The 14,677-nt window shown below is 41.8% G+C and carries 20 protein-coding genes; 7 read left to right on the plus strand and 13 right to left on the minus strand.

The window, feature by feature from the left end; translation table 11 throughout:
* The first annotated feature begins 9 nt into the window (after window positions 1-9).
* The 7 genes from LEP1GSC060_RS00700 (at window position 10) to LEP1GSC060_RS00730 (ending at window position 8,769) form a co-directional block, all read left to right on the plus strand.
* On the plus strand, window positions 10-1,311 hold the full coding sequence (locus tag LEP1GSC060_RS00700; protein ID WP_036094966.1) for an ABC1 kinase family protein: 1,302 nt from the start codon (window positions 10-12) through the stop codon (window positions 1,309-1,311).
* Window positions 1,308-1,553, plus strand: a complete 246-nt coding sequence (locus tag LEP1GSC060_RS00705; RefSeq protein WP_002993718.1) for a FeoA domain-containing protein — start codon at window positions 1,308-1,310, stop codon at window positions 1,551-1,553. The genes LEP1GSC060_RS00700 and LEP1GSC060_RS00705 overlap by 4 nt, the downstream gene beginning before the upstream one ends.
* Entirely contained in the window at window positions 1,540-3,642 is a 2,103-nt protein-coding gene (gene feoB / locus LEP1GSC060_RS00710; RefSeq protein WP_002993742.1) for a ferrous iron transport protein B, read from the plus strand. The genes LEP1GSC060_RS00705 and feoB overlap by 14 nt, the downstream gene beginning before the upstream one ends.
* 11 nt (window positions 3,643-3,653) lie before the next feature.
* A complete protein-coding gene (locus LEP1GSC060_RS00715; RefSeq protein ID WP_002993753.1) occupies window positions 3,654-5,603 on the plus strand; it encodes an LTA synthase family protein in 1,950 nt (649 codons plus the stop codon).
* 16 nt (window positions 5,604-5,619) lie between these two features.
* Window positions 5,620-6,618 carry an N-acetylneuraminate synthase family protein gene (locus tag LEP1GSC060_RS00720; protein ID WP_002993752.1) on the plus strand — a complete coding sequence of 333 codons (999 nt, stop codon included), beginning with the start codon at window positions 5,620-5,622 and terminating at the stop codon, window positions 6,616-6,618.
* The gene (locus LEP1GSC060_RS00725) at window positions 6,611-7,753 is read left to right on the plus strand and encodes a M23 family metallopeptidase (RefSeq protein WP_002993687.1); all 1,143 of its coding nucleotides are present in this window, start codon (window positions 6,611-6,613) and stop codon (window positions 7,751-7,753) included. Before LEP1GSC060_RS00720 ends, LEP1GSC060_RS00725 begins: the two co-directional genes overlap by 8 nt.
* Window positions 7,754-8,139: 386 nt before the next feature.
* Complete coding sequence (locus LEP1GSC060_RS00730) at window positions 8,140-8,769, plus strand: low molecular weight phosphatase family protein (protein WP_002993744.1); 630 nt, start codon at window positions 8,140-8,142, stop codon at window positions 8,767-8,769.
* 155 nt (window positions 8,770-8,924) lie between these two features.
* Here LEP1GSC060_RS00730 and LEP1GSC060_RS00735 read toward each other — a convergent pair whose 3' ends face one another.
* The 13 genes from LEP1GSC060_RS00735 to LEP1GSC060_RS19075 form a co-directional block, all read right to left on the minus strand.
* Window positions 8,925-9,227, minus strand: coding sequence for a HigA family addiction module antitoxin (locus LEP1GSC060_RS00735; RefSeq protein ID WP_036094969.1), 303 nt, complete (start codon window positions 9,225-9,227; stop codon window positions 8,925-8,927).
* Window positions 9,228-9,239: 12 nt separating this feature from the next.
* Entirely contained in the window at window positions 9,240-9,521 is a 282-nt protein-coding gene (locus LEP1GSC060_RS00740) for a type II toxin-antitoxin system RelE/ParE family toxin (protein ID WP_036094971.1), read from the minus strand.
* A gap of 198 nt (window positions 9,522-9,719) precedes the next feature.
* Window positions 9,720-10,118, minus strand: coding sequence for a type II toxin-antitoxin system tRNA(fMet)-specific endonuclease VapC (gene vapC, locus LEP1GSC060_RS00745; RefSeq protein WP_002993765.1), 399 nt, complete (start codon window positions 10,116-10,118; stop codon window positions 9,720-9,722).
* Window positions 10,118-10,348 carry a type II toxin-antitoxin system antitoxin VapB gene (vapB, locus tag LEP1GSC060_RS00750; RefSeq protein ID WP_002993651.1) on the minus strand — a complete coding sequence of 77 codons (231 nt, stop codon included), beginning with the start codon at window positions 10,346-10,348 and terminating at the stop codon, window positions 10,118-10,120. The genes vapC (LEP1GSC060_RS00745) and vapB overlap by 1 nt, the downstream gene beginning before the upstream one ends.
* Window positions 10,349-10,641: 293 nt before the next feature.
* Window positions 10,642-10,914 carry a BrnA antitoxin family protein gene (locus LEP1GSC060_RS00755; RefSeq protein WP_002993716.1) on the minus strand — a complete coding sequence of 91 codons (273 nt, stop codon included), beginning with the start codon at window positions 10,912-10,914 and terminating at the stop codon, window positions 10,642-10,644.
* Window positions 10,901-11,200: a BrnT family toxin gene (locus tag LEP1GSC060_RS00760; protein ID WP_036094973.1), complete on the minus strand. Its 300-nt coding sequence runs from the start codon at window positions 11,198-11,200 to the stop codon at window positions 10,901-10,903. Before LEP1GSC060_RS00760 ends, LEP1GSC060_RS00755 begins: the two co-directional genes overlap by 14 nt.
* Before the next feature lie 336 nt (window positions 11,201-11,536).
* On the minus strand, window positions 11,537-11,812 hold the full coding sequence (locus LEP1GSC060_RS00765; protein ID WP_036094976.1) for a type II toxin-antitoxin system RelE family toxin: 276 nt from the start codon (window positions 11,810-11,812) through the stop codon (window positions 11,537-11,539).
* A complete protein-coding gene (locus LEP1GSC060_RS00770; protein ID WP_002993698.1) occupies window positions 11,802-12,044 on the minus strand; it encodes a type II toxin-antitoxin system TacA family antitoxin in 243 nt (80 codons plus the stop codon). Before LEP1GSC060_RS00770 ends, LEP1GSC060_RS00765 begins: the two co-directional genes overlap by 11 nt.
* Window positions 12,045-12,391: 347 nt before the next feature.
* Complete coding sequence (gene vapC / locus LEP1GSC060_RS00775; RefSeq protein WP_002993730.1) at window positions 12,392-12,790, minus strand: type II toxin-antitoxin system tRNA(fMet)-specific endonuclease VapC; 399 nt, start codon at window positions 12,788-12,790, stop codon at window positions 12,392-12,394.
* Complete coding sequence (locus tag LEP1GSC060_RS00780; protein WP_002993645.1) at window positions 12,787-13,017, minus strand: ribbon-helix-helix domain-containing protein; 231 nt, start codon at window positions 13,015-13,017, stop codon at window positions 12,787-12,789. Before LEP1GSC060_RS00780 ends, vapC (LEP1GSC060_RS00775) begins: the two co-directional genes overlap by 4 nt.
* 296 nt (window positions 13,018-13,313) lie before the next feature.
* A complete protein-coding gene (gene vapC, locus LEP1GSC060_RS00785; protein WP_002993710.1) occupies window positions 13,314-13,757 on the minus strand; it encodes a type II toxin-antitoxin system VapC family toxin in 444 nt (147 codons plus the stop codon).
* A 15-nt stretch (window positions 13,758-13,772) separates the two neighbouring features.
* Window positions 13,773-13,973: a type II toxin-antitoxin system VapB family antitoxin gene (locus tag LEP1GSC060_RS00790; RefSeq protein WP_036094985.1), complete on the minus strand. Its 201-nt coding sequence runs from the start codon at window positions 13,971-13,973 to the stop codon at window positions 13,773-13,775.
* Window positions 13,974-14,317: 344 nt separating this feature from the next.
* Window positions 14,318-14,620, minus strand: coding sequence for a type II toxin-antitoxin system death-on-curing family toxin (locus LEP1GSC060_RS19075; RefSeq protein ID WP_080634483.1), 303 nt, complete (start codon window positions 14,618-14,620; stop codon window positions 14,318-14,320).
* Window positions 14,621-14,677 lie beyond the last annotated feature (57 nt).

Below are 14,677 nucleotides of genomic sequence, written 5' to 3' on the forward strand. Positions count from 1 at the left end.
TTTGTGATTATGACCGGTTTTTTTGATTCCCTGAAAATGGGCTTTGACGGCGCCACTCGAATCCTGAACAGCGGTTTTGTATTCTACACAAAAACGGTTCTCCTCTTAAAAGATCTCGCGTTAGGAGGAGATTCGACGGAAACCTTTCCGATTCGTCTTCGGGAAGCGTTCGAAGAGTTAGGCGCCACGTACATCAAGTTAGGTCAATTTATCGCGTCGGCTCCTTCTCTTTTTCCGGATGAGTTCGTGACGGAAATGCAAAAGTGTTTGGATTCCATCCGGCCCATTCCTTACTCCACGATCGTAAAGATCGTTCAAAAGGAGTTAGGCGGAAAAATTGAGGATCATTTTTACAACGTGGAACCGATTCCGATCGCCTCGGCCTCCATCGCGCAGGTTCATTCCGCCGTCACCAAAGACGGGTTAGACGTCGTCATCAAAGTCCAAAGGCCGGATATAGAATCCACGTTATCCGCCGATTTAAACCTCATTTACTTCGTTTCGGTTCTTTTCGAAAGATTTGCGCCGGCTCTGAGTAAGTCCGGCATTTCCGACATGGTCGAACAATTCCAAACATCTATATTAGAAGAAATTGATTTTTATAAGGAAGCGGACAATATAGAAGAGTTCGAAAAGGGTCTTCTTTCCATGGGGGAAACGAGGGCCAGGGTTCCCAAGGTTTACAGAGAATTGTCCACGAAAAAAATTCTCACCATGGAACGTTTTTACGGGGCGCCGATCACGGATGAAAATTCGATCCGAAAGTATTCCTCCGATCCGCAAAAAACGCTCACGGCCGCTCTCGAAATTTGGTTTTCCACTCTTTCCAGAAACGGTTTTTTTCACGCGGATGTACATGCAGGAAATCTAATGATCCTTAGGGACGGAACCGTGGGTTTTATCGATTTCGGCATCGTGGGCAGAATTTCGCCCCGAGTCTGGGACGGTTTGATGATTTTCCTGGAGGGTTTGAGTCTCAATCGAACCGAAAAGATCGCAAAAGGTCTGATTCAAATGGATTCCACCGCCGAAGGAGTGGACGAGAAAAAACTCGCGCGGGATTTGGAAGCCGTTTTTTCGAGAATGACCGAGATGATTTTGAAGGTTCAAATGGGCGATTTGGAATCTTTGGACGACAAAAAGTTAAACGCGATTCTTTTCGAGTTCCGCGAAATTTCCCTTCGAAACGGTTTGAAAATTCCGAAAGAATTCGGACTTCTGATCAAACAGATCCTCTATTTCGATCGATACGTCAAAACGATGGCTCCGGACATCGACCTCGTCCGCGACCGTGATAAATTTCTAATATGATGTTAAACGAATTGGAAAAGGGCCGGGAAACTTCCATCATTTCCTTGATCTCCAAACCGGGAAAGGAAGATCTGTTTCGAAACATTTTGGACATCGGCCTTTTACCCGGAACGAAAATTCTCGTTCTTGAAAAATATTCCTCTCAAAAAAAAATCGTGATCCGCGCGGGTCAAGTGGAGATCGCAATCCGCGAGGAAGAAGCGGAGTTGATTCAAGTCGGAGACATCCTTGGGTCACTCTGATATACAAACGAAAACTTCCCGGATTCTTATGGTCGGAAATCCGAATTGCGGTAAATCCACCCTCTTCAATCGCCTAACAGGGCTTAGGCAAAAAACCGGAAACTATCACGGTGTGACCGTTGAAAAGGCGGAGGGAATTTTACATCACTCGGAACGTTCCTTGATAATTTTGGATCTTCCGGGCGCGTTCAGCCTCGGCGGAAACTCCGAAGACAAACAGGTTACGAGCAGGGTTTTGATCGGCCACAAGGAAGGGGACCGAATCCTTTTTGTGATGGACGCCTCTCTCGCGGAAAGAAGTCTCCAGTTTTTATTGCAGATCCTGGAATTAAACGTTCCGGTTTTGGTCGCGGTCACGATGAAGGACGTTCTCGAAAAAAAAAGGATCGGCTTGGAGTTGGATTCTCTTTCGAATGAATTCGGAATTTTATTTCAGTACGTAAATCCCAAAAACGGAGAAGGTGTTTCGGAACTCAAGGATTGGATCGTTTCTCCCGGCGCGTTTCGAATTCCAATCCGATCTTTTCCGTGGGATTCGGAAAGGGAAAAATTCATCGACGGTCTTTTACAATCCCTCTCCGCGGAACATTCAAATTCTTTAAAGTTCGTCTTGATCAATTCCTTGAAGGAACTTTCCGGAGAGGTTTTACAAAAAGGTCTTCCCGGTCTTTCCCTTTTTCCCGAAAATTCCGTAAAACTCATTCGGGAAAAATTCGACCGTTTCGAAAAACGTTTCACCTATCTTGAAGAACTGACTCAAAAATCCATCTACATTAAAAAAGTCTTAAGTAATGCGATCGTAGGCGACCCGATCCCGAACAAAAGGGCTCTTTCCAAGGCGGACAAAATTCTTTTACATCCTTTTTGGGGAATGGTTTCCTTTTTAGGAATCATGGCCTTGGTTTTTCAGGCGCTTTTTACCTGGTCGGAAACTCCGATGGATTGGATCGAATCGGGCGTCGGGAACGTCGGAAGTTTTGTCGGAGGATTTTTAGACGCAGGTCCCCTTCGTTCTTTGATTCAGGAAGGAATCATAGGCGGAGTCGGAGCGGTTCTCGTATTCATTCCTCAGATCGCACTTTTGTTTTTGTTTATCGGCATTTTGGAAGAAACGGGTTATATCGCGAGGGCGTCTTTTGTGATGGATCGATTTATGGGAAGGTTCGGCCTTTCGGGAAAATCGTTCATTCCCTTGTTGTCTTCGGCGGCGTGTGCGGTTCCCGCGATTATGGGAACGAGAACGATAGAAAACAAATCGGATCGACTCACTACGATTCTCGTGGCTCCCCTGATCACCTGTTCGGCGCGTTATCCGGTATATATCCTTGTCATCGGAGCCGTATTTCCCGCGGGTAATCTCTGGGGAATTTTCAACATCCAAGCTCTTACGATGTTCGGACTTTTTCTTTTGGGAATGATCGCATCCATGTTGGCGGCTCTCGTTTTTAAAAAGACTTTTTTCAGATCGGATTCATCCTACTTTTTGATGGAACTTCCGGCTTACAACACCCCTTCGATCAAAAGTCTGGCTTTGACAGTATTCAAAAAATTGAAAGCGTTCTTAGAGACGGCGGGAAAGATCATTCTGTTTATTTCGATCCTACTTTGGTTTTTGGCGAATTACCCGAGAATCGACTCTTCCCTTTATCCGAACATTACCGACTCGGAACTCAAAAAAATTCAGATCCGGGAATCGTACGCGGGTGCCTCCGGTAAATTTATGGAACCGGTCTTAAAACCGATCGGCTTTGATTGGAAGATGGGAATCGGAATCATAACTTCTTTTGCCGCAAGAGAAATTATGGTTTCCACCCTTTCCATCGTCTACGGCGTCGGAGAGTCGACGGACGGTCTCAAAGACGCGATCCGCAAAGACAAGGATGAAAACGGAAAAACGGTCTGGGGGCTCCGGAACTCGGTCAGTTTACTTTTGTTTTTTGCGTTTGCCTGTCAGTGTATGTCCACGCTCGCTGTCGTCAAAAAAGAGACCAATTCCGTTTTCTGGCCCGCATTCCTTTTTACGTATATGACAATTTTAGCATATGTTACTTCCTTCGTCGTCTTTCAGATTTGGAATTTATTTTCCTAAAAAGAATTCGGATGTTCAAAAGAATTCCTTCCAATCTCAAAATCCTTTCGGGCTTTACGATCGGATTTTTGATCCTATTCTTCGTGTATCGACTTTGTTGGTGTTTGGTATTTTTTTCCAAATTTTCATCCGCTCTCGAAATCCTTCCGGCGTTTTTAGTCGGAATTCGTTTCGACCTTTCCGTCTGCGCGATTCTTCTGGGGCCGTCCTGGATCCTTTCGGCGATCCATCCTCTCAATCGTTTTCAAATTTATTCGTCCTTTTGGGGAATTGTTCCCATCCTTTTGTTCTTTTGGGCCTCGGCGCATCTGATGGGGGATGTTATTTATTTTTCCGAAACCAACAAACACGTCGGCTACGAGGGGTTTGTCTTTTTAGGGCCTGAATTTTGGATCATCCTGAAATCTTTCTTTGTCGGACATACGGTTTTGGCGGTTCTTTCTTGTGCGACAATCGGAATTCTGTTGCCGTTTTCGGTTTTCAAGTATATTCAAAAAAAATTATATACTTTCGATCCGGCTCGAACAAGAGCCGAACTGATTCAACTTTTGATCCTTCCTCCGATTTTGTTTTTGTTCGCACGAGGCGGGATTCAATCCAGACCTTTAAGAGCGAGCGACGCTATGATCTCGGAAACCTATGCGGTTAACCAACTCGTTTTGAACGGAATTTTTACTTCCATCATGGACATCCGGAATCAATCGATTCCCAGCAATTTGTCGGTTTCGTTTCCGAATGCGGTCGCTTTAGTCCGGAAGGAAATCGAATATCCGGGGGCGAAATTCGTCTCGGAAGAATATCCTTTACTCCGGGAAACCGACGAGACCAATCCCGAAAAACCGCCTAACATCGTTTTGGTGCTTTTGGAAAGTTGGACCGGAAAATACGCATACACAAACGGGAAAATTCTTCCCGAAGGAAAACGGATCGCTCCTCATTTCGAGGATTTGATCCGAGAAGGAACCTATTTCCCTTCCTTTTTCGCATCGGGTGGAAGAACCACCAACGGGCTTTTGTCCACGTTAACCGGAATTCCGGACGGTCCCGGTTTGACGGTGGTGCGAACTCCTCGGATTTTGAGTCGTTTCGGCGGTTTGGGTACGATTTTGAAATCGATCGGATACGATACCGTGTTCGTTCACGGCGGCGACGTAAACTTCGACAACATGAGTTTTTTGTTTTCTCACTGGGGTTTTGATACGATCCTCGGTCGGGAGCACTTCGATTTCCTGCAAAAATACACACCCGGGCCTTGGGGGTATTACGACGGGGATTTGTTAAACGAATTACACGAAATTCTAATGAAGCAAAAATCTCCGTTTCTCGCGGTCGCTTTGACGTTAACCACTCATTATCCTTATCAAGTCCCGACTCGGGAAGACGAAGTATTTTCCTCCGAACTCGTGGAAGCCGATTACTTCAACGTATATCGTTATTCGGACAAATCGCTCCACTCCTTTCTGGAAAAAGCCAAGCAGGCGCCTTATTTTCGGAATACGGTTTTTATCTTTGTGGGAGATCATTCGCATCATAGAAATCTGGATTATTTCGAAGATAGAAACGTTCCTTTGTTGATCTATTCTCCGGGAAAAATTCCTTCCAAGATCGATCCTCGAATTTCTTCTCAGCTCGACGTCATCCCGACCGTTCTTGGAATCGTCGGCAAGAAGGTTCGATTTTCGGCGATGGGAAGGGATCTTTTGGACAAACGTATTTCCGGAGGAGTCGCCTACTTCGCTTTCGGAAATCTTTTCGGTTGGATCGAGAACAATTGGATCTTTTACGGTTTTACGGACAAGGTTCGAAATTCTTCCTTTTCGATCGTTCCCAGAATCGGAGAAACGGAAGAATGTAAAAACGATCCCGTAAAATGCGAAACGTATCATCTCAAAGCGAAATCTTTTTGGAACTTAAGTTACGAGCTGATGAACCGAAATCTTATATATCCATCTAAAAAATAAAAACACGAAGTAAACCATGACCTTTTCCAAAGAATTTACAATCACATCCGAACTGAACGTCGGTCCCGAACATCCTCCGATCGTAGTCGCTGAAATCGGACTCAATCACAACAACGACGAGGAGATCGGTAAAAAAACGATCGCCGCCGCAAAAAAGGCAGGGGCGCGCGCCGTTAAGTTTCAATCCTACGTCACGGAAGAATTCATAGACGTCCACAACCCGGACGCGAAGATCCTCGTTGATATATTCAAAAAGTATGAACTATCCGAAACGATGCATAAAAAATTCCAAAAGACGGCGGAAGAAGAAGGTTTGGTTTTTTTTTCCACACCTCTTTGTATCCGTTCTTTGAATTTTCTCGTAAGTTTAAAAGTTCCCGCGGTCAAAATCGCAAGCGGAGACGTGACCAATAAAACCCTTCTTTTGGAGACCGCAAAGTCGAAACTTCCCGTAATTCTTTCCTCGGGCGCGGCGGACTTTTTTGAAGTGAATCGCGCGATCTCCTTTTTGGAAAAGGAAGGAACGGACAAACTCTGCCTTTTACATTGTGTTTCCCTTTACCCCACTCCTCCCGAAAAAGCGAATCTTAAGGTCGTGGAAACATTCAAAAATCTTTATTCGTTTCCGGTGGGTTTTTCCGATCATACCGCCGGAAACGTCGCGGCTTCGGTCGCGGTTGCCTTGGGAGCTTGTATGATCGAAAAACATTTTACCTTGGATCAAACCCTGGACGGGCCGGATCATATCATTTCCGCAAACCCCGAGGAACTGAAGGCGGTTTGTGAAAGCGCTCTTAACGCTTGGAAGATGACGGGAAACGGAGAGAAAAAACCTTGGCCCGAAGAAGTAAGCGGAAGATTTTTCGGTAGAAGATCCTTATACGCGGATTCAAAAGGCGCCCCGATCTCGCTCCGACCGGACTTGACTCAAAAAGACGGTAGATTTTTGGATGCCTGGGAAATCGAAAAAACAAACGGACTCAAAACGGAACCGGGCAAACCTTTTCATGTTTAATCCATTCCATTTTTATAAATTAGAAAATTTGATTGTAGCAATCGGATTTTCGTTCCTGGTTGTGTTCACTTCCGCGGAGGGGGTTCCGACCGCCTACGGAAACCTCGGCTCCGAAGTGGATTTTATCGATTTCGGTAGATGGACCACGGCGCCCTTTAGTTACTCCGTATCTTCTTCTTTTTCGTCCGAGTACGGAGGTTTTAATCTTTTTGATTCCGATTCGAACACTCATTGGTATTCGGCCAATCGCCCCGGTTCGGAATGGATCATCGTGGACTTCGGTTCCAAAAGACTCATCAACGGTCTGGAAATTTCGGTTCCTCTTTTTAGAAAGGAAAGAGCCGTAAAAAAATACGAGATCCAGGTTTTGATCCGAGACGACTGGAGAACCATATTCGTAAATCAGAATGTAAATTTGCACAATTTTCATAAACTCGAAAACTTGGACGCCTCGGTTTTAAGGATTTTTTTTCCGGACACAACCGACAAGGGCGCGGTAATCAGCGATCTCAAACTTTTTTTAAATCAAAAACTCTTAAACGGAATCGAACCCAGACTTCGAGGTTATACGTTTCCCGTCCCGGGCGGGCTGATTCCGAGTTTAGACTTTCAACTTCCCAACGCGCCCAGAACTTATCGTAACGGAGTTCATAAGGGAATTGATATATACAAAAAAAGAAATATAGATGGGCAGATTCGGAACCTAAATTTTCAAGACGAGGCGGTCGCTCCCGCGGACGGGGTTATCGTTCGTGCGGATCATTCGTATTCTCCTATGACGCTCGCCGACTATGAGTATCATACGACCGAGTCTCAAAAAGGAACCGTTACTTACGTCGAAAAGGACTTTGGCGGAAGACAAGTCTGGATCGATCATGGTCACGGTGTGATGACGAGTTTCAATCATTTGTCTTCGATTCGTAAGAATGTTAAGGCGGGTGATAAAGTCAAACAGGGAGATCCCCTCGGCACGGTCGGCAACTCGGGCCTTATCGAGGAAGCAAAGGGTTCGACGGATAACACTCACCTTCACTTTGAAATTTGGGTGGACGGAGAATTTTTCGGGAACGGACTGGCCCCGGCTCAAGTGCGTAAGTTATTGCAGTTTTTTTTTAGACGCAGCGGAGTGGATTGATTTTTTAGGATGATCGTGTTGTGTCGATTCGGGTACCGCTTTCACGATGGAAACGTCCGTGGAATCGCTCTAAGTTAAATTCAATTTATGGTAGGAAGGCGTTCGTTTTAATTTCCCCGCAGCGAAGTAACCCAGGCAGCGCCGCTTTCTATGAGTCTCTGCGCTAGGGATCGACGCGGGGTCAAGTTATTGGAATTACAAAAATTGAATGTATTTGGAGAAACACAATAACTTGACCGGAGCGGAGAGCCCGGCCTGCGCGTTGCACAGCCTTACCTTGTTTTATGAACCATACAAGCGCAGGAGCGCCCGCTTCGAGTCGTCGTGAGTGATCATAGTGATTGCAAAAAACTTGGACAAAAGTTTCATTTGGAGGAAACCGCCGTATGAGCGATTTATACGATCCGTTAAAATCGTTTTTAAAAAATAGAACGTGTGAATTTTCCAGGATCGACGATCTTCGAAAACAAACTCTGATCGAATTTTCTAAAACCATTCAAAATTCGTTTTCGAAAAACGATTTTTCTAAACTGATTTTTGTTTGTACGCATAATTCCAGAAGAAGCCAAATCGCTCAGATGCTGGCTTTGGCATCCGCAGATTTTCTTGAACTCCCCGGAATCGAAGCGTATTCCGGCGGCACGGAAACGACCGAGTTTTACATCCGTTCCGTTCAAGCCTTAATCAACGTCGGATTTAAAATCGATAAAGAGACGCATAACGCACAAAATCCCAAATATGCCGTCGCATTTAAGGCAAAACAACAACCTGTGATCGCATTTTCAAAGTTATATTCCGATCCGATCAATCCGAAGGAAAAATTCATCGCCGTTATGGTTTGTTCTTCGGCGGATGAAGCCTGTCCGTTTGTTCCCGGAGCGGAAACAAGAATCAGTTTACCTTATGCGGACCCCAAAGCCTACGATCATGCGGAAGAAGTTTCGGAAAAATATTTGGAAACTTGCGAAATGATCGCGAGAGAAATTTTATTCGTTTTCCAAAATTTAAAGAAATAATACCGCAAGTACCGTTCTGCACACGATCTATTTTAGAATTCTAAGATAAAATCGTAGGATTTGGAATTTCCAATACGTATTTGGAACCGAATACTTTGGCTGTTATCCCGGGCCAATGTCGCCTAATGAAAGTTAGTTGTCGACGTTGCGCAATTTCAACCAGTTTGTTGCAACGTTTGGATGTTTTCTAATTTTTCTTTTAACTTTTCTTTTTGTTTTCTGATCTCTATATCATTCTGCAGGTTAATCCAAAATTTATCTGACATCCCGAAAAACTTAGCGAGTCTTAAGGACATATCAACGGTAACTTTCCTTTTATCATGAAGAATCTCAAGAATCGTAGAAGTAGAAACGTGCAGTTCTTTTGCTAATCGGTAAGGCGTTATCTCTAAAGGTTCAAGAAACTCTTCTCTTAATATTTCAGAAATCGTTGGCGTCGGAATTCTTTTTGACTTCATAACATCCTCACTTTAGCGATAATCAACAATGGAAACATCGAAACAATTGCCCTGTGAGAATCGAAATATAATTCTCCATTGCTTATTGATCCTAATTGAACAAAAATCCTTTCTGTTTCCTCTTAAATGTTCAAAATCGTTCGATAGAGGTGTGCGTAAATCTTCCTCCATTTCTGCATTCTCAATTAGTAATATCTTTATCAAAGCCCTACTTTGGATCCCGGGTGGAAATTTCTTTAAAAACTCCTGATGGAAGTTTTTTTCAGTTTCCTTGTCTCCAAAAGACCGAATCATTTACCATATGCTTGCAATATAGATATATCTGCCAAGCGGATATATTCATTTAAAATTTCATTTCTCAATAAATTGACATTTTGCACAATTTCGTCTAACGAATGAGACTCCCTCGAGATTCGCGTTCCGGGAGCGGAAGCCGTGAGTGACAAACGAAGCGAGAAACCGCAGTTAGGTGAAGTAGTGGCGATTGGATCGCTATTGAGTCCAATCTTCGATTTTTAAATCCTTAATTCGTTTAAATTCTTTTGTATTATTAGTGACAAAAATATAATGATTAGCAATTGCTTGAGCTGCAAGAAGCATATCTATCGAACCAATTACGCTTCCCCTTCTTTCCAAATCAGCTCTAATGAACCCATAAGACTCAGCATCTTTATCAGAAAAAGAAAGTATATTGAAAATTGTTAAGAATTCAATCAGTGCGACTTTGTTTTTTTCCCTATGTTCACTTTTCTGAATTCCAAATTCAAGCTCCGCGACGGTTAAAGAGGAAATAAATAGATCTTTATTTATTTTTTTCTTAAGCTTTCCCAAAAGAACCGCGTTCTTCTTTTTAATTAGAAAAATACAAATATTGGTATCTAAAAGATACATTAAAGCTTTTTTCTTTTATCAGATTTCGGTTGTTCTCTTCCCTCCTCCAGAAAATCATCTGAAAACCCATTTAATCCTTCTAAAAATACGCTCCAGGCCTTATTTTTTGGAACTAAGATTACCGCTTCTCCGACTTTTTGAATAAGGACATCGTCTCCGGTAAATTGAAATTCTTTTGGCAATCTGACCGCTTGACTTCTTCCGTTTATAAATAATTTTGCCGTTTGCATTAAACTTTCTCCGAAATTAGTATATATCAAGATATATACTCGTCAAGCGGTTCTTTATTAGATTTGCCTTAAATTACAACAAATTTATAGCCATTTCAGCTAACGAAAGAGACTTCTCGACGTTGCGTCCGCAAGCGGCTTGTGTGCGAAAGGGATTGGAACGAGGTTCGAGCGAACCTTAGCGAGCGATCACAAAGCAAATGTGCCGAAGCCCGGAGTGAGTCCGAACGGGAACCGTGAGTGACGAACGGAGCGAGAAGTCGAAGTGAGTTGCAGTAGTGGCTTGAACTGCCTTATCTCTTAAGCTCTTCTTCTACTTTATCTGAAAGCAAAAGCTTTATTAAAGATTGATACGGAATATCTTTCTTATTTGCCATAACTTTCAATCTATCAATTAATGCTTCCGGCAATCTTAAAGAAATCATTTTTGTTGTAGGCTTTAAATTTGGAAAAGATACTTTTTTAGCCTTTGAATAATCGATATAATCCGCCGAATCATTTTTAGACCAAAAATCAATTTCTGCGCTTTCTGATTTTAAATGAGGTATTTTTTTACGAGTTTTCATAGATTTTTCTTTCCCGAGGAGTCATTTCACGAACTGAAATTGGTCGAATCTTATCTTTCCGAATTGTTATTACTGCAAATAACTTTCTTCCTTCATTCGTAATTCCTAAAACAATATATCGATCTTCTTTTCTTGAGTGGTAATCATCTGGCACTACTAGTAAAGGATCGTTAAAAAAGATTTCTTCTATTTCACCAGGTTTTACTTTATGCTTTTTCCAATTCTTTTCAATATTACCTAAGTCCCAATCGAAACCAGTGATTTGGCTTAAATCTGGCAATTCCATTTGTATATCGCTAAAATATACAATTTAAATTGATTTTCAAGTAAAAATTTACTTGCACCACCTCTTTTTCTTTTGATTTCCTCAATAAGAGCTTCAAACTCAAGAATTGCTTTCAAATTCATTTTTAGCCACTATTGCGCATAACGCAATAGGCTTCTCGACGTTGCGTCTCCGAGCGCCTGTGCGCGAAGGGATTGACGGAGGTTCGAGTGAGCCTTAGTGAGCGATCACAAGCCGAACGGCAAAGCGAATGTGGCGGTGCCAGCAGTGAGTCCGAGCGGGAACCGTGAGTGACGAACGGAGCGAGAAGTCGAAGTTAGGCGATGCGATCGCACACTACTTGTAACTATCTTTTCGTTGATCAATATCAACGAAGACAACTAATAGTTCATTATCTTTTATCAGATAAAATAATCTATATTTTCCAATTCGATATCGATAAAGGCCATCGAAATCACCTTTAAGTTTCTTTATATTAGGTCCAAAGAATGGATTCTGTTTTAAAATTGGATAAACGTAATCGGTCAGCTTCTTTTGAAGTTGAGAAAATTGACGATCTTTTAACTTACTTTGAAATAATTCTGTCTCCGCTATTTTATATTCAACGGACAACTTTATATTTTCCCTGAGCCACTTCCTTAATACCTTTCTTTAAAGATGAAACAAGTTGCTTATTCGAAAGAATTTCGTCCATTTCTTCATCTGAAGCATAGAATTCGTTCGTTAAATATTGGATAGCTGCGTTTTCAACGAAATTAGAAATCGTCCTCCGCTCCCCTTCTGCAGCTTTTTTGAAAATATCATAAATTGGATCATCAATTCTTAAAGTAATCGTTTTTGACATATTTAAATACCTTCATTTTTATTCAAAATATATCATTATAATTCTTTTGTCAAACCGCTTTTGAAACCAAAGAGCGTTCTATAATCTATTTTCCTTTCAAAGTTTAACTTTTACTGTGAAGTTTAACGATCGTGTCGTCTAACGAAAGAGACTTCTCGACGTTTGCGGCCGCAAGCGCCTGTGCGCGAAGGGATTGACGGAGGCTTGAGCGACCTTAGTCGCGTCCCGCGAACCGAAGTGACAAAGCGAATGTGGCGAATCCCGGAGTGAGTCCGAGCGGGAACCGCGAGTGGCGAACGAAGCGAGAAGCCGAAGTTATACGAAGTAATCGCCTTGGATCAAAAAAGCTAAAGCCAATTTTCCAACTTTAAATTTGGAATCCTTTTAAATTCTTTCTCATTATTGGTAACTAAAATTCCATTGGAACTTAGAACAACTGAAGCAATTACCAAATCATTTGGACCAATAGGAATTCCTTGAATTTCTAAATCACTTCGAACTTCTGCATAAATTTCGGATTCTCTGTCATTAAATCCGATGATTTCAAATGGATCGAGAAAACTTAAAACAACTTCTCTATTCTTCTTTTTATCGTTACTTTTTAATGCACCTAAAAGTAAGTCTGCTTTTACAATCGAAGGTATTTTAATACGATTTGGATTTAACTTTCTAATATTCTTCTCAATATTTTCGTTTCTACCTTTTAAGAAATAAATACAAGTATTCGTATCGAGAAAGTAATTCACAATTCTTCCTTTTTCGTATCAGTTGTAAATTTTAACTTTTTAGGTTCAGAAAACGATTCGTCTTTAATGGAACCAAAAAGATTAAAATAATTTTCAGGCCAATTCTTATCTAAAGAGCTTTGTATTTTCACTCTAACCCACTGGGAAATAGAAATCTTTTCTTTCTTAGCGGCGGTTTCTATCTTTTTTAAAGTATCTTGATCAAGATATAATGAGACTTGAGGCATATAACTGTATTCTCCTTGTGACAAGTATATGCGCAAGTATGCCTTTTGTCAAGATAGTAAAAAGACAAAAGCAGGTCTTAATTTTCCTTTTAAGGCTAAACTTAGCGATCGTGTCGCCTAACGAAAGATACTTCTCGACGTTGCGTCTCCGAGCGCCTGTGCGCGAAGCAGTTGGCACGAGGTTTGAGTGAGTCTTAGCGAACGTCTCGCGAACCGAAGTGACAAAGCAATGTGGCTTTAGCCCGGAGCGAGCACGAACGGGAACCGTGAGTGACGAACGGAGCGAGAAGTCGAAGTTAGTCGATGTTGCGTTTTCTCTTTGATTTTTTATAATCTTCGAAATTGAGAGTCTTTAACTTTGTAATTCCGGAAAGTCTTAGGAAATCATTGTCATAAGTTGCAAGAATTAGATTATAAGTAATTGCAAGCTGAGCGATTAACGCATCAATTGTAGCTAATACAATTCCCTTTTTAGAAAGTGCATTTCTTAATTTTGCTGCTTCAATATGATCTCTTTCAGAAGGAGAGAGAAAGGTAAAATATCGAAACTGCTCTTCTATTTCTGAGAATATTTTCGGCTCTCTGATTCCCGTAAGAATTTCTTGAAGAATAATCCCAGTAACAGAGATATCATCTTCGGTTTGAATAATTTGATAAAGGAAAGTTTCTTCTGATTTAAGGGTTTTACCTTTTCGTCTTAAAGCTTCAGACCAAACTGAAGTATCTACTAGTAATTTCATTAAAGGTAAGGAGATTTATCTTTTATTCCGGGCTTCTTTATAATCGTAGCTCTTATCATACTCGACTGAATTAATAAATTTTAAAATGTCTTTCTGCTTATGACGTTTGATAAATTCAATCAAAGCCAGATTTACGGTCTCACGTTTAGTTCGTAAACCGCTTACTGTGTAAGCTTCCTCTAATAATTTTGGATCGATATTTAAGTTTGTAGCCATCTCTTACTCTTTTTACAAGTCTACACATCGACATGTGTGAGTTTCAAGCAATTTTTAGTTTAAATTGATCCCGTGCTCCTTCATTTTTGAGTCGTTTTCAAAATCACTTTCAGTTTACGCAATGTCGTCTAACGAAAGAGACTTCTCGACGTTGCGTCCGCAAGCGCTTTGGCGCGATGCGGTTGACATGAGGTTTGAGTGAGCCTTAGCGAACGTCTCGCGAACCGAAGTGACAAAGCAATGTGGCTTTAGCCCGGAGCAAGCGCGAGCGGGAACCGTGAGTGACGAACGGAGCGAGAAGCCGAAGTTAGGCGCAGAAGCCCCTCCTCTATTAAAAAACAGAATTAAAGTTTTAGCTTTTCGAAAGTCTTTATAACGCTCTCTAATGAAACACTTCCATCAGCTACTCCGATCGTGACTTCATACAATGAATCTTCTTGATTTTCCATCTCGACTCCGTTTAAATCTAGAAAAATCAGAGCTGAGGCAAGTGCGACTCGCTTATTCCCATCTATAAAGGAGTGATTTTTGCAAAGGTAGAATAAATATGCTGCTGCCTTTTGTATTAAACCAGTATGGAATTCTTGATTGTCAAATCCAGAAAACGGCTGAGCAATGGCCGATTCAAGAAGACTCTTATCTCTAATTCCGAAAGAGCCACCGTATTCTTCTTATTTGGTTCTTATGTATATAAAGAATCTCTT

It is taken from the genome of Leptospira weilii serovar Ranarum str. ICFT (assembly GCF_000332415.1).
GTDB classification, from domain to species: domain Bacteria; phylum Spirochaetota; class Leptospiria; order Leptospirales; family Leptospiraceae; genus Leptospira; species Leptospira weilii_A.